This is a genomic window from Sulfuricystis thermophila, assembly GCF_004323595.1.
GTDB lineage: Bacteria > Pseudomonadota > Gammaproteobacteria > Burkholderiales > Rhodocyclaceae > Sulfuricystis > Sulfuricystis thermophila.
The window spans coordinates 401164-419061 of record NZ_AP019373.1; the positions used below are offsets into that span (position 1 = coordinate 401164).

A 17898-nucleotide genomic window follows, 5' to 3' on the forward strand; every position below is an offset into this window, starting at 1 on the left:
TTACTTGATGTGCTGCTGCAGGAAGGTGTCCATGCCCAGCTCGGCGACGGCGAACCACTGGTTGGTCATCTTCTGGTACTTGAGGTAAGGCTCGTAGATCTTCTTGAAAGCCGGATTCTTGGCCGATTCGTCGGCGTAGAGCTGTACGGCGGCATCATAGGCGGCCTTGATGATCTCGGCCGAGTACTTCTTGAGCTTGACGCCGTTTTGCACCAGCTTGACGAGAGCGGTCGGATTCTTGTGGTCGTACTCGGCCATCATCGTCACGTTGGCTTCATATGCGCCGGCTTCCATGGCAGCCTGGTATTCCTTCGGCAGCTTGGCCCAGGCATCCTTGTTGATGAAGAAGTTGATGCCGGGGCCCGGTTCCCACCAGCCCGGGAAGTAGTAGTTCTTGGCAACCTTGTAGAAGCCAAGCTTCTCATCGTCATACGGCCCGACCCATTCGGCAGCGTCGATGGTGCCTTTTTCCAGCGCCGGATAGATGTCCGAACCAGCGATCTGCTGCGGCACGGCGCCGAGCGCGGAGAAGACCGCGCCGCCCAGGCCGGCGATGCGCATCTTGAGACCCTTGACGTCGGCGAGCGTGTTGATTTCCTTGCGGAACCAGCCGCCCATCTGGGTGCCGGTATTGCCGCCCAGGAGGTGATGGACGTTGTAACCGTTATAGAACTCCTGCAGGAGCTTGTCGCCGCCGCCGTAGTAGAACCAGGCGTTGAGCTGACGGAAGTTCATGCCGAAAGGCACCGAGGTGCCAAAGCCGAAGGCCTTGTCCTTGCCGACGTAGTAGTAGGAACAGGTGTGGCAGCACTCGACCGTGCCGTTTTGCGTGACGTCGAGCGCCTGCAGACCGGGGGCGATCTCGCCGGCAGCGAAGACTTGGATCTCGAACTTGCCGCCGGTCAGCGCCTTGACGCGGTTGGCCATGACTTCGGCGCCGCCGTAGATGGTGTCGAGGCTCTTCGGGAAGCTCGAAGTGAGGCGCCATCTGACCGCCTGCTGAGCGTGGACGGCCGGCGCCGCGCCGGTGGCGAGGATGCCGGCCATGCCGGCGTGTTGCAGAAACTTGCGACGTTCCATACATCTTCTCCTTTTTTGGTTGTCGGGGCGGCCCATCGATACGGGCCGGTCGCGCGATACTACACCGAAAGACAGGGCGCGGCAGCGTCAGCGCCCCGCAACCGTCATGCGGTTAACCACAATGGAACCGACCGTGCGCGCGCCGTGCGTGACGGCGTCGCGGCCGATGGCTTCGATGCCGGCGAACATCTCCTTGAGATTGCCGGCGATGGTGATCTCATGCACCGGATAGGCGATCTCGCCGTTTTCCACCCAGTAGCCGGCCGCGCCGCGCGAGTAATCGCCAGTGACGTAGTTGATGCCGTGGCCGAGCAGTTCGGTGACCAGCAGGCCGGTCCCGAAGTCCTTGAGCAGGCCGGCGAAATCGGCTGGGGCGTCGGGGCTCGGCGCGACGATCAGGTTATGGCTGCCGCCGGCGTTGCCGGTGGTTGGCATCCCCAGCTTGCGGGCAGTATAGGTCGAGAGGAAATAGCCTTGCAGGACGCCGTCCGCGACGACGGTGCGGTCGCGTGTCGCCACGCCGTCGTCGTCGAAGGGACTGGAGGCGAGGCCTTTCGGCAGGTGCGGCCGCTCTTCGATGCGCATCCACTTGGGGAAGATCTTTTTGCCCAGCGCGTCGACGAGGAAGCTCGCCTTGCGGTAGAGGCTGCCACCTGAAGCGGCATGGACGAAGCTGCCGATCAGCATCGTCGCCAGCGGCGCCTCGAACATCACCTTGCACTGGCGCGTCTTCAGCTTCCTCGCCCCCAGGCGAGCAAGCGCGCGCCGTGCGGCGTACTCGCCGATGGCTTCCGGTGTGGCGAGATCGCGCGGATCGCGGTGGCCGGAATACCAGTCGTCACGTTGCATGTCATTGCCATGTTGGGCGATCGGCACGCAGGAGATGAAATGGCGTGTCGAAGGGTAGCCGCCCATGAAGCCGAGACTGTTGGCCGAGATGAAATGCGATGCGTGGGTCGAGACGGTCGACCCTTCCGAGTTGCTCACCCAAGGGCTCACCGCAAAAGCCGCCGCCTCAGTGCGGCGAGCCCTGTCGATCGCTTGCTCGACGGACAAGCTCCAGGGATGGTAGAGATCGAGATCCAGCGCCGCCTGCTGCGGTGTGGCAAGCCACTCGGCTTCCGGTAAGCCCGCGGCATCGTCCTCGGCAGTGAAGCGGGCGATCGACAAGGCTGCCTCGACGGTGGCTTTGAGCGATGCTGGCGAGAAATCCGAGGTCGAGGCGTGCCCGCGCCGTTTGCCGAGATAGACGGTGACGCCGATCCCTTTGTCACGGTTGAATTCGATGGTGTCGACCGCGCCTTTGCGGACGGTGACGGATTGGCCGATGCCTTCGGAGACATCGGTTTCGCAGGCGGAGGCGCCGAGCCGCTCGGCATGGCGCAACACATCGGCGGCCAGTTCGCGCAAGTCGTCGGCGGAAAAGGAAAACTCTGACATGGGATAATTAAAGTGAAAACTATAATCTTACCCGTGGACACACTCGAAAAACCCAGCAAGAGCGCGATCAAGCGCGCAATGACCGAGCTGCAAGATCTCGGCGAGCAATTGGTCGCCCTCTCGGCCGAGCAGTTGAAGAAAATCGAACTGCCCGAAGACCTGCGCGATGCCGTGCGGGATGCGCAGCGTTTCACCCAGCACGAGGCACGCCGCCGTCAGCTGCAGTACATCGGCCGGCTGATGCGCAATCTCGATGCCGAGCCGATTCGCGCGGCGCTCGACGACATCCGGGGCGTCTCCGCCGTCGCCAACGCGCGCCAGCACGCGCTCGAACGCCTGCGCGCGCGCTTTCTCGCCGATGAAAAAGTGATCGGCGAAATCGCAGCGACACACCCGGATGCCGATCTCCAAAAGCTGCGCCAGCTGCGCCGCAATGCACTCAAGGAACAGGAATTGGGTAAACCCCCGCGCGCTTTTCGCGAACTCTTCCGCGTATTGAGGGAACTCGATGGACAATGAATTGTTGATCGGCCTGGTGTCGATTTCCGACCGGGCCTCCTCCGGCGTCTATGAGGACAAAGGGATACCGGCGCTCAAGGAGTGGTTCTCTGCGGCGCTTGCATCCCCCTGGCGCATGGAAAGCCGGCTGATTCCCGACGAGCAAGCCGTGATCGAAGCCACGCTGATCGAACTGTGCGACGAGGTGGGGTGCCACCTAGTGCTCACCACCGGCGGTACCGGTCCGGCGCCGCGCGATGTGACGCCCGAGGCCACACTCGCGGTGGCGCACAAGGTGATGCCGGGCTTTGGCGAGCAAATGCGCGCGGTGAGCCTCAAATACGTGCCGACCGCGATCCTCTCGCGGCAGGTCGGGGTGATTCGCGGCAAGAGCCTGATCCTCAACCTGCCGGGTCAGCCCAAGGCGATCAAGGAAACACTCGACGGCGTTTTCGCCGCCGTGCCCTATTGCATCGACCTGATCGGCGGGCCGTACATCGAAACGAATGAGGCCGTGGTCAAGGCGTTCCGGCCCAAGTCTGCAATAAAGCCAGCCCCCAATTGACGCCAAAGCCGGTGGTGTCGGTCGCCACCGCGCCCAGTCCCCCCTGGCAGCTCGCCGCGGAGAGATCCACGTGCAGCCAAGGCGTTTGGCCGACGAAGCGGGAGAGGAAGCGCGCCGCGAGGATGTGATCGGCCTCGCCCTCGAGCGTACATTGCTTGATGTCGGCCACCTTCGATTCGAGCGCCGCCTCGTAATCCTCGTCCTGCGGGAAGATGCAGACGCGCTCGCCGCTTTCCCGTCCCGCACGCACCGCCTGCCCGGCGAGTTCGTCGCTCGTGGCGAAGACGCCCGCATAGCGCGTGCCGAGCGCGGTGATCATGCTGCCGGTGAGGGTGGCGAAGTCGATCATCAGCTGCGGTTGGCGCTTCGCCGCCAGCGCCAGGGTGTCGGCGAGCACCATGCGTCCCTCGGCGTCGGTATGCACGACCTCGATCGTCGTGCCGTCGATCGCCTTGACGATGTCGCCCTGCGCGTAGGCCGTCGGCGAAATGTGGTTCCTGGCGATGGCCAGCCAGCAGTCGATGGCGATCGGCAGCGAAAGTTCCGCCGCAGCGCAGAGAAGGGCGAGCGCGACTGCCGAGCCGGCCATGTCCTCGTGCATGCCGGCCATGTATTTCGCCGGCTTGAGATTGTGCCCGCCGGTATCGAAGCAGATACCCTTGCCGACCAGTGCAACGCGTCTCATGGCCTTCTTCGGACGCCAGGCAAGATGCACGATCGCGGCGCCGCCGCCGTCGCCATCGGAGCCCTGCGCCACGGCGCAGAATGCGCCGGCGCCCATTTTCTTGAGCTTCTTGAAATCGAATTCCTCGATGTCGAAGCCCTGTTCCTTGGCGAGCTGCCGCAGCCGCGCGCGGTAGTGCGAAGGGTCGAGCCGGTTGGGTGGGAGCGCCGTGAGCGCGCGCGCCAACAGGTTCGCCCGCGCTGCGGCGAGACAAAAGTCGGCGCTGGCGGGACGGCACGGCAAGACGATTTCGGCGAGCGGCTTGGGCGCCTTCTTCTTCTGCTGCGGCAGCGGCACGCCATTCACCAGCGCGACATAGAGCGCATCGGCAAGCGCATCGTCAGCGACGCTAAGCGGCACGATGGCCAGCGTTTTAGGCGACTCTTCCAAGAGCGGCATGATGGCCTTGCGCAGGCCGGTGAGCCGCTCGAAGCGCGACTTTTCCGGGGCGCAGGCGAAGAGCGCCGCGCGCGTGCCGTCGGGCAGATCGGCGGCAAGCGGCGTCTTGGTAAGCTCCGCCGCTTTCATTCCTTTCCGTTTGAGGAGACTTTCCCAGAACCTGCCGTCGGGCAAGTCGGCCGGCAGCGTTTTGCCGGCGGGAATCAGGATCAGGCGGTGTTGGCCGCGTGGCGTGGCGGCGATGGAAAGCTTGGGCAATGCAATCATGAGGGGCTCCGTATAATCAGTCGGATTATGCGTCAATACCTCGATCTCATGCGGCATGTGCTCGAACACGGGCACGCGAAGTCTGATCGCACCGGCACCGGCACCCGGTCGGTGTTCGGTTGGCAGATGCGCTTCGATTTGTCAGCGGGCTTTCCGCTGTTGACGACGAAGAAGCTGCACCTGCGCTCGATCATCCACGAGCTCCTTTGGTTCCTGCGCGGCGACACCAACATCGCCTACCTCAAGGAAAACAAGGTGACCATTTGGGACGAGTGGGCCGATGCCAACGGCGATCTGGGTCCCGTCTATGGCCACCAGTGGCGCCACTGGCCGGGACGTGATGGCCAGGAGATCGACCAGATCGCGCAACTCATCGAGGGACTGAAGAAGAACCCGGATTCACGCCGCCACATCGTCACGGCGTGGAACCCGGCCGATGTGGACCGGATGGCGCTGCCGCCCTGTCATGCGTTGTTCCAGTTCTACGTCGCCGACGGGAAGCTCTCCTGCCAGCTCTACCAGAGGAGCGCCGACATCTTCCTCGGCGTGCCTTTCAACATCGCCTCCTATGCGCTCCTGACGATGATGGTCGCGCAAGTGTGCGGTTATCGGCCAGGGGAATTCATCCATACGCTGGGCGATGCGCATCTTTACAGCAATCACCTTGAGCAGGCCCGGTTGCAGCTGACACGCGAGCCTCGCCCGCTGCCGACGATGAATCTCAATCCGGCGGTGAAGGACATCTTCGCCTTCCGCTTCGAGGACTTCACGCTCGAAGGCTACGACCCGCATCCGCATATCCCGGCGCCGGTGGCGGTTTGAAAGATTTTCTTGCTGGACATCGGTCGATCAGGGGCTTATAGTTGGTCATATCTTGGCCTAGGAGCAAGACTATGATCACGATCAATACTCACGAAGCGAAGGCCAAGCTTTCCGAATATCTCGCGGCGGTCGAAGCCGGCGAAATCGTGCAAATCTGCCGCCGCAACGTGCCGATCGCCCAGTTGGTGCCGCTGCCGAAAGTCAATAGCGAGCCGCGCCCAATCGGCCTGGGGCCGAGCGAAGAGGGTTATGAGATTCCGGATGGCTTTTTCGCGCCTTTGCCAGAAGACCTCTTGGCATCGTTCAACGGAGAGCTCTCGGACCGTCTGCTCAAGGATCTCGACGAGAGCGTCCTCAAAGCGGCCGAGCCGGCGACCCGCTCTTACGGCAAATGAGGTTGCTGCTCGATACCTGTGCCTTCATCTGGATCGCCAGCAACCCGGGGCGCGTTTCGCAAACGGCGCGCACGCTGTTTTCCCGCCCTGGCGCCGGCGTGTGGTTGTCGGCGGTATCCGCCTGGGAAATCGCCATCAAGCACAGGCTCGGCCGGCTGCGGCTGCCGGGCGGCATGTTGCCCTGGCCCTATGTGCAGGAGGCTTGCCGTCGGCATCGCATCGACCTTTTGCCGCTGACGGCGGAAGCGAGCGCGCTGCTCGACAAGTTGCCCGAGATTCACCGCGACCCCTTCGACCGCATGCTGGTTTGCCAGGCGATCGCCGAGCAGATGACGATTCTGACGCCGGATCCATCGATCGCTCAGTATCCGGTAATGACGCAGTGGTGAGCATGCCGGCATGAAGCTGATCGGCGACATCGGCGGGACCAAGGTGCTGATGGCGCTCGTCGATGAGCGCGGCGTGATTCGTCAGCGGTGCCGTCTCGCCAGCGCCGAGTTTGCGCGTTTCGATGATCTGCTGGCCGCGTATCTGCGTGACATCGACGCCCCCATCGAGGAAGGGTGTCTCGCCGTGGCCGGCCCGGTAGCCGACGATGGACGCTCGGCGAAGGTGACCAACCTGCCATGGACGATCGATGGCGCTGCTTTGGAAACCCGCTTTGGTCTGGGGCCACTGTGGCTGATCAACGACTTTGCCGCGGTCGCCCATGGCGTCACGGCGCTGAAGTCAGAGCAGACGTGCCTCTTGCAGGCAGGCGAGCCACACGAGGAGGGCGTGAAACTGGTTCTCGGCGCCGGCACCGGGCTGGGGATGGCGATCATCGCTGGCGGCCGCATTTTGCCCAGCGAAGGGGGGCACATCGGCTTTGCGCCAGCGGACGAGACGCAATGGCAGGTGTGGCGCGCGCTGCAGACCGAGTACGGCCGTGTCACGGCAGAGCGCGTGATTTCCGGACCGGGACTGGCGAACATCCACCGCATCCTCGCCGGCGAGTCGCTCGACCCGGCGGCGGTCGTCGCGCGGGCGCGACAAAACGACGCGGCAGCGCAGCGCTCGCTCGAAGTGTTTTTTTCCGCCTACGGCGCCTTTGCCGGTGACATGGCGCTGGCAGTGCTTGCGCACGGGGGTGTGTTCCTCGCTGGTGGCGTGACGCAGCATCTTTTGTCCGAGCTGAGCACCAGCGGTTTTCTTGCCGCTTTCAACGACAAAGCCGAGCATGCGGAATTGGTGCGCCGCATGCCCGTCTCGGTAGTGACGGCCCCGGATATTGGTTTGCAGGGGGCGGCCGCCGCCTTGCGAAGCGGCGCGTTTCGTTGACCGTTGTCAACATTCCGTCACATGCAAGGTGTATAAGGGTGGATTTTGACAAGTCGATGACACATCATCCAGCGAGGAGACCCAAGCCATGGCTACATCCACCAAAACGACCGACGAGCCGGTAAAGAAGACCGGCAGCACCCGCAGCAAGCCGAAGACCACCGTGAAGTCTGGAGATACGGCCAAGGCCACTGCTGCAAAGAAGTCAGCGGCGGCGAAGACCACCGCAGGGAAAAAGACTGCGAAACCGAAGACACCAGCCGCGAAGCGAGCCGATGTCGCTCCGGCAGCCGCGCAACCGCCAGCGATGCCCGAGCTGACGCCAGAGCAACGGAGGCTGTATGTCGAAGTGGCGGCCTATTACATCGCCGAGCGCCGCGGTTTCCAAGGCGGTAGCCAGATGGACGACTGGGTGCAGGCCGAGGCCGAAATCGATCGCCTGCTGCGCGAAGGGATTCTCAAGCCATAATACCCACCCTGGGCAACTGCTCCCGCCCGCCAGAGGGAGTGCGCCCATGGCGCAACAAGACAAACGATGCAGCGGGCTTGCCAGGGAAAGGACAACAGGGAGTGATTTATGCAACACGATTTGCCTCTCAACGACTCGCATGCGCCGCATGGTCGTTTCGTCAGTCATCTGACCCGCTCGACCTACGCGATCATCCTCGCCGGCGGTCGCGGCAGCCGGCTGATGCAGCTCACCGACTGGCGCGCGAAGCCCGCCGTGCCTTTCGGCGGTAAATTCCGCATCATCGATTTCACGCTGTCGAACTGTGTGAATTCCGGCATCCGCCGCATCGGCGTGGCGACGCAATACAAGGCGCAAAGCCTGATCCGCCATCTGCAGCGCGGCTGGAGCTTCCTCGACGGCCGCTTCGACGAGTTCATCGACTTGCTGCCCGCCCAGCAGCAGATCAGCGAGGACTGGTATCAGGGCACGGCGGATGCGGTGTTCCAGAACATCGACCTGTTGCGCCGCAACGAGCCGAAATATGTGCTGATCCTCTCGGGCGACCACATCTACAAGATGGATTACGGCCGCTTGCTCGCGCAGCATGTGCAGACCGAGGCCGATCTGACCATCGCCTGCATGGACGTGCCGATCGAGGAGGCGAGCGCCTTCGGCGTGATGGGCGTCAATGAGGAGCGCCGTATCGTCAGCTTCATCGAGAAGCCGAAGCAGCCGGCCTCGATCCCTGGTCGGCCGGACCGCGCGCTGGTCAACATGGGCGTGTATGTCTTCAACGCCGCCTTTCTCTACGAGCAGTTGATCCGCGATGCCGACGATCCGCATTCCGACCACGATTTCGGCAAGAACGTCATCCCGCACATCATCGGCCGTTACCGGGCCTTTGCCCACGACTTCGTCGAAAGTTGCGTCGGCATCCCGGAAAGTGGCGTGCCTTATTGGCGTGACGTCGGTACGGTGGATGCTTACTGGGAGGCGAACATTGAGCTCACCAAGGTGTCACCCGAGCTCAACATGTATGACGAAGACTGGCCGATCTGGACCTATCAGGAGCAGCTGCCGCCAGCCAAGTTCGTCTTCGACGACGAGGGGCGCCGCGGCATGGCGATCGACTCGCTGGTCTCTGGCGGCGACATCATCAGCGGCGCCGTGGTGCGGCGATCGCTGCTGTTCTCGCGCGTGTTCGTGCACAGCTGGGCGCAGGTCGAAGACTCGGTGATCCTGCCGAATGCCGAAATCGGTCGCCACTGCAAGATCCGCCGCGCGGTGATCGACAAGAACTGCAAGGTGCCCGAGGGCATGGTGATCGGCTATGACCCGGAAGAAGACCGCAAGCGTTTCCACGTCACGCCGAAGGGGATCTGCCTGGTGACGCCGGAAATGCTCGGGCAGAGAATCCACCATATTCGCTGATTACGCGGGCAAAGATCCGTCTTTCACCCTGCTGCGGCAGACCTTTGGCAGGGGAAACGTAAAATCGCCGCCACCACTCGAAAAAAACGGATAACGACATGGCTGGTACCTTGTTCCAACTCGAAATCAATCCCAAGCTCCCGCCACGCCTCGCGCGCCTCGAGGAGCTTGCCAACAACCTCTGGTACAGCTGGGATCGGCCCACGCGCACCTTGTTCGCGCGTCTCGGCAGCAAGCTATGGGGTGCGGTCGGCCATAGTCCAAAGGCCTTTCTCAAACGCGTCGACCAGCGCCGGCTCGAAGAAGCGGCGGAAGACCCGGTGTTTCTCGGTGCGCTCGCCCATGTGCTGTCGGCCTACGATACTTATCACGACAACCTGCGCCGCGAGCAGGGGCATCAGCTGCCGGATGGGGCGCTGATCGCCTATTTCTGCGCCGAATTCGGTTTTCATGAGAGCCTGCCGATCTATTCCGGCGGTCTGGGCATCCTCGCCGGTGACCATTGCAAGACGGCGAGCGACATGAACCTGCCCTTCGTCGGCGTCGGCCTGCTCTACCGCCAAGGCTATTTCCTGCAGAGCATCGACGGCGAGGGGCGTCAGCACGCCCTTTACAACGACGCCGACTTCGACGATCTGCCGGTCACCCCGGTCGCCGGGCCCGGGGGGGGCGACCTGAAGGTGGCCGTGCGACTGCCGGGCCGCGATGTGTGGGCCAAGGTCTGGAAAGTGCGCGTCGGTCACGTTTCGCTCTATCTGCTCGATACCGATCTCGAGGAGAACTCGCCTCACGACCGCGATATCACCCACCAGCTCTATGGCGGCGATCGCACCACACGCATCGAGCAGGAGATCGTGCTCGGCATGGGCGGCGTGCGCGCGCTCGCCGCGCTGGGGCTCAAGCCGACCGTCTGGCACATCAACGAAGGCCATGCTGCCTTTCTGGTGCTCGAGCGCATGCGCGACCTGATCCGGACCGGTCTCGATTTCGACGCGGCGCTCGAGGCAGTCGCCAGCAATACGGTGTTCACCACCCATACGCCGGTGCCGGCCGGACACGATCATTTCGCCGACGAGATGATCCGCCGGTATTTCGAGGAGTGCTGCCACGACATGGGTTGCGAAGTCGGCAGCCTGCTGGCGCTGGGGCGCATCGACGACACGCCAGAATTCAATATGACCGGCCTGGCGATCCGCGGCTCACGTTTCCAGAACGGTGTGTCGCGCATCCATGGAGACGTCTCAGCGGAAATCTGCCGCAAGCTGTGGCCGCAGATCGAAGTGGACGAAAATCCGATGGACTACGTCACCAACGGCGTACATGTGCCCACCTTTCTGTCCGACCATTGGCACGATACTTTCGATCGCGTGCTGAGCCCGGCCTGGCGACAGCGACTCACCGATGCGCAGACCTGGGCGCAGGTGCATGCGATTCCCGATCACACTTTCTGGAGCATCCGCCAGTCGATCAAGGCGGAGATGCTCTACTTGGTACGTCATCGGATCACCGAGCAATACACGCGCAACCAGTGTTCGCAGGCGCACATCGATCGACTGCTGCAGCTCGCCGATGCGGAAAACCCCAACGTACTGACGATCGGCTTCGCACGCCGCTTTGCCACCTACAAGCGCGCCACGCTCTTGTTCCGCGATTTGGAGCTGTTGCGACGCCTGATCTGCAATCCGGAGCGGCCGGTGCTGTTCATCTTCGCCGGCAAGGCGCATCCGGCCGACCAGCCCGGTCAGGCATTGATCCGGCGCGTCCATGAAGTGGCACAGATGCCGGAATTCGAAGGCCACATCCTGCTCGTCGAAGGTTACGACCTGCGCTTGGCGCGCCGTCTCGTCTCGGGCGTCGATGTCTGGTTGAACAACCCTGTCTATCCGCTCGAGGCCTCCGGCACCTCCGGCATGAAAGCAGCGATGAACGGCGTCATCAACCTGTCGGTGCTCGACGGCTGGTGGGGCGAAGGTTTCCACCAGGATGAGAATGGCGCCAATGGTTGGGCGATCAAGCCTGCCTCGCGAACGCTCGACGAGGAGCGGCGCGATCAGGAAGAAGGCCGCTCGCTCTACGAGACCCTGCAGGACAAGGTGATCCCGCTCTATTACGCGCGCGGTCCGATGGGCTATTCGCCCGGCTGGGTCGCGATGGCCAAGCGTTCGATCGCGACGATCACGCCGCGCTTCAATTCCCAGCGCATGGTCGGTGAGTATCTGCACAAGTTCTATGCGCCCGCCGACCAACAGTGGCGCAGGAAGAGCGCCGACGATTATGCTGCCGCGCGCACGCTGGCAGCCTGGAAGCAGAAAGTGCGCCTGGCTTGGCCAAAAGTCCGGCTACGGCGCCTCGACACGCCGGTGAAGCGTATCCCCTATGGCGCCAGCCTGCACTTCGAACTGGCCGTGCATCTCGATGGTCTGGCGCCGCAGGACGTGGCGGTGGAATTGCTGCTGTCGCGTCCCGGCACCGACAGCCGCACGCGGCCGCCGCGCAAGCTATTGCTTGAATACCGCGGCCCGGGTGAGCATGGCGACAGCATCTTCGCGCTCGATTTCACGCCCGACGTGTGCGGTAAGCTCGATTATCGGCTGCGTGTCTATCCCCATCACGAGCTGCTCACCCATCCCTTCGAGATGGGCATGATGCTGTGGCTGTGAGCGTGCAATGACGCCGATCCTGAACACCCCCGCCTGGAAGCATGTCGAGCGCCATGCGCATGGGCTGCGCGACGTACATCTGCGCGACCTGTTCGCGCATGACCCGACGCGCTTCGCGCGCTTGTCGGTGCGCTGGAAGGACTGGCTGCTCGATCTGTCCAAGCAGCGCATCACACCGGATACGCTGCCACTCCTCGCCGATCTGTGGCATGCCGCCGACGTGCCGGGCTGGATTGCCAGGATGCGCGCTGGAGAGCCGATCAACCACACCGAGAACCGCGCGGTGTTGCACATCGCCCTGCGCAATCTCGGACCGGATGCGGCACCGATCCGTGTCGCCGGCCAAGACGTGATGCCCGATGTGCTCGCGGTGCTGGAGAAGATGCGCAGGTTCTGCACCGCCGTGCATGCCGGTCAATGGCGCGGCGCCACCGGCGAGCCGATCACCGATGTGGTGAATATCGGCATCGGCGGTTCCGATCTCGGTCCGCGCATGGCGACGCAGGCGCTTGCCGCCTTTCGCATGCCGCATCTGCGTGTGCATTACGTCGCCAACCTCGATGGCGCCGATCTGGCCACGACGCTGGCCGGTCTCGATCCGCGCACCACGCTGTTCATCATTGCCAGCAAGACTTTCACGACCCAGGAGACGATGCAGAACGCCGTTTCGGCGCGCAACTGGCTCAGCGGCGCGTTGGGCGCTGCGGCGGTGGGGCGCCACTTCGTCGCGGTGTCGACCGCGCTCGACAAGGTGGCTGCCTTCGGCATCGATCCACAGAATGCCTTTGCATTCTGGGGCTGGGTCGGCGGACGCTTCTCGCTGTGGTCGGCGATCGGTCTGCCGTTGGCGCTGGCGATCGGCTTCGAGCGCTTCGAAGCGCTGCTGGCCGGCGCGCGGGCGATGGACGAGCACTTCTTCACCGCGCCGCCGCTCGAAAACCTGCCGGCGCTGTTGGCGCTGATCGAGTTGTGGAATGCCGATTTCATCGGCCTGCAGACGCGCGCGCTGCTGCCCTACAGCCAGTCGCTCGGTTTGTTGCCGCGCTATCTGCAACAGCTCGAGATGGAAAGCCTCGGCAAGCAGATCGACCGCGACGGCAAGCCGGTCGGCTGCCCGACGCTGCCGATCGTCTGGGGCGAGCCGGGTACCAACGGCCAGCATGCCTTCTATCAGCTCCTGCATCAGGGCGGACGCGCGCTCTCCTGCGAGTTCATCGTCTGTCGCACGCCCGACTATCCGCTCCCCGGCCATCACGAGAAGCTGCTCGCCAACTGCTTCGCGCAGAGCGCCGCGCTGATGAAGGGCAAGACCGAAGCCGAGGCACGCGCGGAGCTCTTGGCCGCCGGCGCCCCCGCGCCCGACTTCCTGGCGCCTTACAAGATCTTCCCCGGCAATCAGCCTTCGACGACGCTCTTGCTGCCGCGGCTCGATCCCTTCACCCTCGGCGCGCTGATCGCGATGTACGAGCACAAGGTGTTTACGCTCGGCGTGCTCTGGCATCTCGACGCTTTCGACCAGTGGGGTGTCGAGTATGGCAAGCAGATCGCCAATTCCCTGTTGCCGATGATCGAGGGCAAGGCAGAGATCGAGGGTGTCGACAGCTCCACCGCGGGCCTGATCGCCGCATGCCGGCCATGAAGATCCTGTTCGTCACTCCCGAGATCGCCCCCTGGGTCAAGACCGGCGGCCTGGGCGACGTCGCGGCGGCGCTGCCCCCCGCGCTGGTGCAGGCCGGCTGCGACGTGCGTGTGCTGGTGCCGCACTATCCGGCGCTCGCCGCGGCGTTTCCCGATGCACGGCCGGTCATCCGTCTGCCTGCATTCGGCGGCCAGCTGCCGGCCTCAGAGCTGTTCCTCGTGCAAGCTGCCGGCACTCCATCGCTCTTGCTGCTCGATTGCCCCGCGCTCTTCGACCGGCCGGGCAATCCTTATCTCGGTCCCGAGGGCCGCGACTGGCTCGACAACCATCTGCGCTTCGGGCTGCTTTCGAGGGTTGCGGCGCGGCTGGCCGGCAATGCCTCGCCGCTCGACTGGCGTCCCGACATCCTCCACTGCAACGACTGGCAGACCGGGCTTGGGCCTTACTATCTGCGTTTTTACGAGCCGGGCGGTGCCGCCTCGGTGATGACGATCCACAACCTCGCCTTCCAGGGAGTATTTGCCGCCCAGCGGCTCGACGATCTTGGGCTGACGGGCAAGGACTGGCACATCGACGGCGTCGAGTATTACGGCCATCTGTCCTTTCTCAAGGCCGGCCTGCGCCATGCCGACTGGCTCACGACCGTGAGTCCGACCTATGCACGCGAGATCCAGAGCGAAGCGGAAGGCATGGGGCTAGCGGGCCTCCTGCGCAGCCGCGCTGCACAGCTCACGGGCATCCTCAACGGCATCGATACCGAAGTCTGGAATCCGGCGACCGATATCCACCTGCCGGCGCATTACGACCGCGAACATCTCGCCGGCAAGGCGCAATGCAAGCGCGCTGTGCAACGCGAACTCGGCCTGGCGGAACACGATGATCGCCCGCTCTTTGGCGTGGTGAGCCGGCTGACGCATCAGAAGGGCCTCGATCTGGTGGCCGCGATCGGGGATGCCCTCGTCGCCCTAGCGGCGCAACTGGTCGTGCTGGGCAGCGGCGACAAGACGCTGGAAGAGGCCTTCGCCGCGCTGGCGGAGCGCCATCCGGGCCAGGTCGCGGTGCGCATCGGCTTCAGTGAGCCTCTCGCGCATCGTATCGAGGCGGGCGCGGACTGTTTCCTGATGCCCTCGCGTTTCGAGCCCTGCGGCCTGAATCAGATGTACAGCCTCGCCTATGGCACACCCCCCCTGGTGCGCGCCACCGGCGGACTGGCCGACACGGTGACCGATTGCACGCCCGAAACACTCGCTGCGGGCAGCGCGAACGGTTTCGTCTGCGGGCCGGCGACGGCCGAGGCGTTGTTCGATACGGTGTGCCGTGCGGTCGCCTGCTGGCAAGATGAGCAGAACTGGCGCGCATTGCAGCAAAACGGCATGGGATGCGACTTCGGCTGGGCACAGCCGGCGCAACGGTATCTCGATCTCTATCGGAGCCTGCGTCCGCAATGATCGTCATTGTCGCCGCCGTGGCGAAAAACGGCGTGATCGGCAAAGAGAATGCCTTGCCTTGGCGTCTGCCGGAAGACATGGCGCATTTCAAGGCGCTCACCCTGGGACACACGGTGATCATGGGCCGCAAGACCTGGGAATCGCTGCCGCCGAAGTTCCGGCCGCTGCCGAACCGGCGCAACGTCGTCGTCACGCGCAACGTCGACTATGCGGCGCCCGGCGCGGAGGTCGTCCATTCGCTGGATGAAGCCGTGAAACTCGGCGCTGGCGGGACGGCATTCGTGATCGGCGGCGCCGAGCTCTACGCTCATGCCCTGCCGCTCGCCGATCGGCTGGAGCTCACCGAGATCGATGCCGACATCGAAGGCGATGCGTACTTTCCTGCCCTCGACCGTGCCGAATGGCGCGAGATAGGGCGTGTCGCTGGCCGCTCGGCAAACGGACTGGCTTACGCCTTCGTCACTTACGAGCGGACACAGTCGACGTAATAGCCGTTGCCGTTTTCCTTGACGAGGCCGTGGATGTCGGTCTCGAAACCGGGGAAACGGGCATTGAACTCGCGGGCGAATTTCAGGTAGCGCACGATCGTCGCGTTGAAGCGTTCGCCCGGGATCAAGAGGGGAATGCCCGGCGGATAGGGCGTGAGCAGCACCGCAGTGATGCGACCTTCGAGCGCGTCGATCGGCACGCGCTCGATCTCGCGGTGCGCCATCTTGGCGAAAGCATCGGCCGGGCGCATTGCCGGTACCATGTCGGACAGATACATCTCGGTGGTCAGTCGGGCAATGTCGTTGGCCTTGTAGACGCCATGGATTTGCGCGCAGAGGTCCTTGAGACCGATGCGCTCGTAGCGCGGATATTTGGCGACGAACTCGGGCAGCACTTTCCACAGTGGCTGGTTCTTGTCGAAATCATCCTTGAATTGCTGCAGCTCGGTCACCATCGTGTTCCAGCGGCCCTTGGTGATGCCGATGGTGAACATGATGAAGAATGAATAGAGGCCGCACTTCTCGACGATCACGCCATGTTCGGCGAGATACTTGGTGACGATCGCCGCAGGAATGCCCCAGTCGGCGAAATCGCCATCGACATCGAGCCCCGGCGTGATCACCGTGGCCTTGATCGGGTCGAGCAGGTTGAAGCCCTTGGCGAGCTTGCCGAAGCCATGCCAGCGCTCGCCGGGTTTGAGCATCCAGGCTTCGCGTTCCTCAATGCCTTCCTCGGAGAGGTCTTTCGGTCCCCAGACGGTAAACCACCAGTCGCTACCGAATTCTTTTTCCACCTTACGCATCGCGCGGCGGAAATCGAGCGCCTCTTTGATCGATTCCTCGACCAGGGCGGTGCCGCCGGGCTCTTCCATCATCGCCGCGGCGACATCGCAGGAAGCGATGATCGCGTATTGCGGCGAGGTCGAGGTGTGCATCAGATAGGCTTCGTTGAAGACGTCGCGGTCGAGCTTGTGGTGTTCGGCGTCCTGGACGAGGATTTGCGAAGCCTGCGAGAGGCCGGCGAGCAGCTTGTGCGTCGATTGGGTGGAGAACACCATCGACTCCTTGCAGCGCGGACGATTGGCGCCGATCGCGTGATAGTCGCCATAGAACTCGTGGAAGGCGGCGTGTGGCAGCCACGCCTCGTCGAAGTGCAGCGTGTCGATCTTGCCGTCAAGCATTTCCTTGATCTCCTCGACGTTGTAGAGGATGCCGTCGTAGGTGCTCTGGGTGATCGTCAGCACCCGCGGCTTGCCCTCGACCTGCGAAGCGAACGGGTGGGCGGCGATCTTCTTCTGGATATTCTTCCATTCGAACTCGCTCTTCGGGATCGGCCCGATGATGCCGTAGTTGTTGCGCGTCGGCATCAGGAACACGGGGATCGCCCCGGTCATGATGATCGCATGGAGCACCGACTTGTGACAGTTGCGGTCGACGATCACCACGTCGCCGGGGGCGACGGTCGAGTGCCAGACGATCTTGTTCGAGGTCGAGGTGCCGTTGGTGACGAAATAAAGATGGTCGGCATTGAAGATACGCGCCGCGTTGCGCTCGGAGGCCGCCACCGGACCGGTGTGGTCGAGCAGCTGGCCGAGCTCCTCGACGGCATTGCAGACATCGGCCCTGAGCATGTTCTCGCCGAAGAACTGGTGGAACATCTGACCGACCGGCGATTTCAGGAAGGCGACGCCGCCAGAGTGGCCAGGACAGTGCCAGGAATAGGAGCCGTCGGCGGCATAGTGCGTCAGTGCGCGGAAGAAGGGCGGCGGCAGCGCGTCGAGGTAGGCGCGCGCCTCGCGCACCACATAGCGGGCGATGAACTCCGGCGTGTCCTCATACATGTGGATGAAGCCGTGGAGCTCTCGCAGCACGTCGTTCGGAATGTGCCGTGAGGTGCGCGTCTCGCCATGCAGGAAGATCGGAATCTCGGCGTTGCGGAAGCGGATCTCGGAGACGAAGGCTCTCAGTTCGGCGATGGTTTTCTCCGCCTCGTTGGCGAGCTCCTCGTCGTCGATCGACAGGATGAAGGCCGAGGCGCGGCTCTGCTGCTGGGCGAAGGAGGCGAGATCACCATAACTGGTGACGCCGAGCACATCGAGCCCCTCTTTTTCGATCGCCTCGGCCAACACGCGGATACCGAGCCCCGAGGCGTTCTCCGAGCGGAAGTCCTCGTCGATGATGATGACCGGAAAATGAAAACGCATCTGGATTCTCTCCTGAAAAGCAAAGACCCGCCCCGGGCAGCCGGCGGCGGGTCATCGATGTCAGAGT

The 17898-nt window shown here is 63.5% G+C and carries 16 protein-coding genes; 12 read left to right on the forward strand and 4 right to left on the reverse strand.

Annotated features, from left to right (window positions below):
• Both M52SOB_RS02100 and pmbA read right to left on the reverse strand, forming a co-directional pair.
• The gene (locus tag M52SOB_RS02100; protein WP_131110352.1) at positions 1–1080 is read right to left on the reverse strand and encodes a TRAP transporter substrate-binding protein; all 1080 of its coding nucleotides are present in this window, start codon (positions 1078–1080) and stop codon (positions 1–3) included.
• A gap of 87 nt (positions 1081–1167) precedes the next feature.
• Entirely contained in the window at positions 1168–2520 is a 1353-nt protein-coding gene (pmbA, locus tag M52SOB_RS02105) for a metalloprotease PmbA (RefSeq protein ID WP_131110353.1), read from the reverse strand.
• A gap of 33 nt (positions 2521–2553) precedes the next feature.
• On the opposite strand from pmbA, the gene yjgA reads away from it, so the two are divergent.
• Positions 2554–3039: a ribosome biogenesis factor YjgA gene (gene yjgA, locus M52SOB_RS02110; RefSeq protein WP_284155165.1), complete on the forward strand. Its 486-nt coding sequence runs from the start codon at positions 2554–2556 to the stop codon at positions 3037–3039.
• The gene (mog, locus tag M52SOB_RS02115) at positions 3029–3583 is read left to right on the forward strand and encodes a molybdopterin adenylyltransferase (protein WP_131110354.1); all 555 of its coding nucleotides are present in this window, start codon (positions 3029–3031) and stop codon (positions 3581–3583) included. The genes yjgA and mog overlap by 11 nt, the downstream gene beginning before the upstream one ends.
• On the opposite strand, the gene M52SOB_RS02120 is transcribed toward mog, so the two are convergent.
• Positions 3537–4973, reverse strand: coding sequence for a M17 family metallopeptidase (locus tag M52SOB_RS02120; protein ID WP_131110355.1), 1437 nt, complete (start codon positions 4971–4973; stop codon positions 3537–3539). The genes mog and M52SOB_RS02120 overlap by 47 nt on opposite strands.
• A gap of 27 nt (positions 4974–5000) precedes the next feature.
• On the opposite strand from M52SOB_RS02120, the gene M52SOB_RS02125 reads away from it, so the two are divergent.
• The 10 genes from M52SOB_RS02125 (at position 5001) to M52SOB_RS02170 (ending at position 15627) form a co-directional block, all read left to right on the forward strand.
• Positions 5001–5795, forward strand: a complete 795-nt coding sequence (locus tag M52SOB_RS02125; RefSeq protein WP_131110356.1) for a thymidylate synthase — start codon at positions 5001–5003, stop codon at positions 5793–5795.
• 71 nt (positions 5796–5866) lie between these two features.
• A complete protein-coding gene (locus tag M52SOB_RS02130) occupies positions 5867–6190 on the forward strand; it encodes a type II toxin-antitoxin system Phd/YefM family antitoxin (protein WP_131110357.1) in 324 nt (107 codons plus the stop codon).
• Complete coding sequence (locus M52SOB_RS02135; protein WP_131110358.1) at positions 6187–6579, forward strand: type II toxin-antitoxin system VapC family toxin; 393 nt, start codon at positions 6187–6189, stop codon at positions 6577–6579. Before M52SOB_RS02130 ends, M52SOB_RS02135 begins: the two co-directional genes overlap by 4 nt.
• Before the next feature lie 10 nt (positions 6580–6589).
• Complete coding sequence (gene glk / locus M52SOB_RS02140; protein WP_131110359.1) at positions 6590–7510, forward strand: glucokinase; 921 nt, start codon at positions 6590–6592, stop codon at positions 7508–7510.
• Positions 7511–7598: 88 nt separating this feature from the next.
• The gene (locus M52SOB_RS02145) at positions 7599–7979 is read left to right on the forward strand and encodes a DUF2934 domain-containing protein (RefSeq protein WP_131110360.1); all 381 of its coding nucleotides are present in this window, start codon (positions 7599–7601) and stop codon (positions 7977–7979) included.
• 108 nt (positions 7980–8087) lie between these two features.
• Positions 8088–9392, forward strand: a complete 1305-nt coding sequence (gene glgC, locus M52SOB_RS02150; protein WP_131110361.1) for a glucose-1-phosphate adenylyltransferase — start codon at positions 8088–8090, stop codon at positions 9390–9392.
• A 98-nt stretch (positions 9393–9490) separates the two neighbouring features.
• Positions 9491–12052, forward strand: coding sequence for an alpha-glucan family phosphorylase (glgP, locus tag M52SOB_RS02155; RefSeq protein ID WP_131110362.1), 2562 nt, complete (start codon positions 9491–9493; stop codon positions 12050–12052).
• 7 nt (positions 12053–12059) lie between these two features.
• Positions 12060–13691, forward strand: coding sequence for a glucose-6-phosphate isomerase (gene pgi, locus M52SOB_RS02160; protein WP_131110363.1), 1632 nt, complete (start codon positions 12060–12062; stop codon positions 13689–13691).
• Entirely contained in the window at positions 13688–15139 is a 1452-nt protein-coding gene (gene glgA / locus M52SOB_RS02165) for a glycogen synthase GlgA (protein ID WP_348542197.1), read from the forward strand. Before pgi ends, glgA begins: the two co-directional genes overlap by 4 nt.
• Positions 15136–15627 carry a dihydrofolate reductase gene (locus M52SOB_RS02170; RefSeq protein ID WP_172601722.1) on the forward strand — a complete coding sequence of 164 codons (492 nt, stop codon included), beginning with the start codon at positions 15136–15138 and terminating at the stop codon, positions 15625–15627. The genes glgA and M52SOB_RS02170 overlap by 4 nt, the downstream gene beginning before the upstream one ends.
• Here the strand turns inward: M52SOB_RS02170 and M52SOB_RS02175 are convergent.
• Complete coding sequence (locus M52SOB_RS02175) at positions 15603–17831, reverse strand: arginine/lysine/ornithine decarboxylase (protein ID WP_131110366.1); 2229 nt, start codon at positions 17829–17831, stop codon at positions 15603–15605. The two genes, M52SOB_RS02170 and M52SOB_RS02175, sit on opposite strands and share 25 nt — an antisense overlap.
• Positions 17832–17898: the final 67 nt, after the last annotated feature.

What these genes read in the sequence shown, in the direction of transcription:
- M52SOB_RS02100 (WP_131110352.1), bottom strand. Translation starts at nt 1,080, where the DNA reads ATGGAACGTCGCAAGTTTCTGCAACACGCCGGCATGGCCGGCATCCTC.
- pmbA (WP_131110353.1), bottom strand. Translation starts at nt 2,520, where the DNA reads ATGTCAGAGTTTTCCTTTTCCGCCGACGACTTGCGCGAACTGGCCGCC.
- mog (WP_131110354.1), top strand. Translation starts at nt 3,029, where the DNA reads ATGGACAATGAATTGTTGATCGGCCTGGTGTCGATTTCCGACCGGGCC.
- M52SOB_RS02120 (WP_131110355.1), bottom strand. Translation starts at nt 4,973, where the DNA reads ATGATTGCATTGCCCAAGCTTTCCATCGCCGCCACGCCACGCGGCCAA.
- M52SOB_RS02125 (WP_131110356.1), top strand. Translation starts at nt 5,001, where the DNA reads ATGCGTCAATACCTCGATCTCATGCGGCATGTGCTCGAACACGGGCAC.
- M52SOB_RS02130 (WP_131110357.1), top strand. Translation starts at nt 5,867, where the DNA reads ATGATCACGATCAATACTCACGAAGCGAAGGCCAAGCTTTCCGAATAT.
- M52SOB_RS02135 (WP_131110358.1), top strand. Translation starts at nt 6,187, where the DNA reads ATGAGGTTGCTGCTCGATACCTGTGCCTTCATCTGGATCGCCAGCAAC.
- glk (WP_131110359.1), top strand. Translation starts at nt 6,590, where the DNA reads ATGAAGCTGATCGGCGACATCGGCGGGACCAAGGTGCTGATGGCGCTC.
- M52SOB_RS02145 (WP_131110360.1), top strand. Translation starts at nt 7,599, where the DNA reads ATGGCTACATCCACCAAAACGACCGACGAGCCGGTAAAGAAGACCGGC.
- glgC (WP_131110361.1), top strand. Translation starts at nt 8,088, where the DNA reads ATGCAACACGATTTGCCTCTCAACGACTCGCATGCGCCGCATGGTCGT.
- glgP (WP_131110362.1), top strand. Translation starts at nt 9,491, where the DNA reads ATGGCTGGTACCTTGTTCCAACTCGAAATCAATCCCAAGCTCCCGCCA.
- pgi (WP_131110363.1), top strand. Translation starts at nt 12,060, where the DNA reads ATGACGCCGATCCTGAACACCCCCGCCTGGAAGCATGTCGAGCGCCAT.
- glgA (WP_348542197.1), top strand. Translation starts at nt 13,688, where the DNA reads ATGAAGATCCTGTTCGTCACTCCCGAGATCGCCCCCTGGGTCAAGACC.
- M52SOB_RS02170 (WP_172601722.1), top strand. Translation starts at nt 15,136, where the DNA reads ATGATCGTCATTGTCGCCGCCGTGGCGAAAAACGGCGTGATCGGCAAA.
- M52SOB_RS02175 (WP_131110366.1), bottom strand. Translation starts at nt 17,831, where the DNA reads ATGCGTTTTCATTTTCCGGTCATCATCATCGACGAGGACTTCCGCTCG.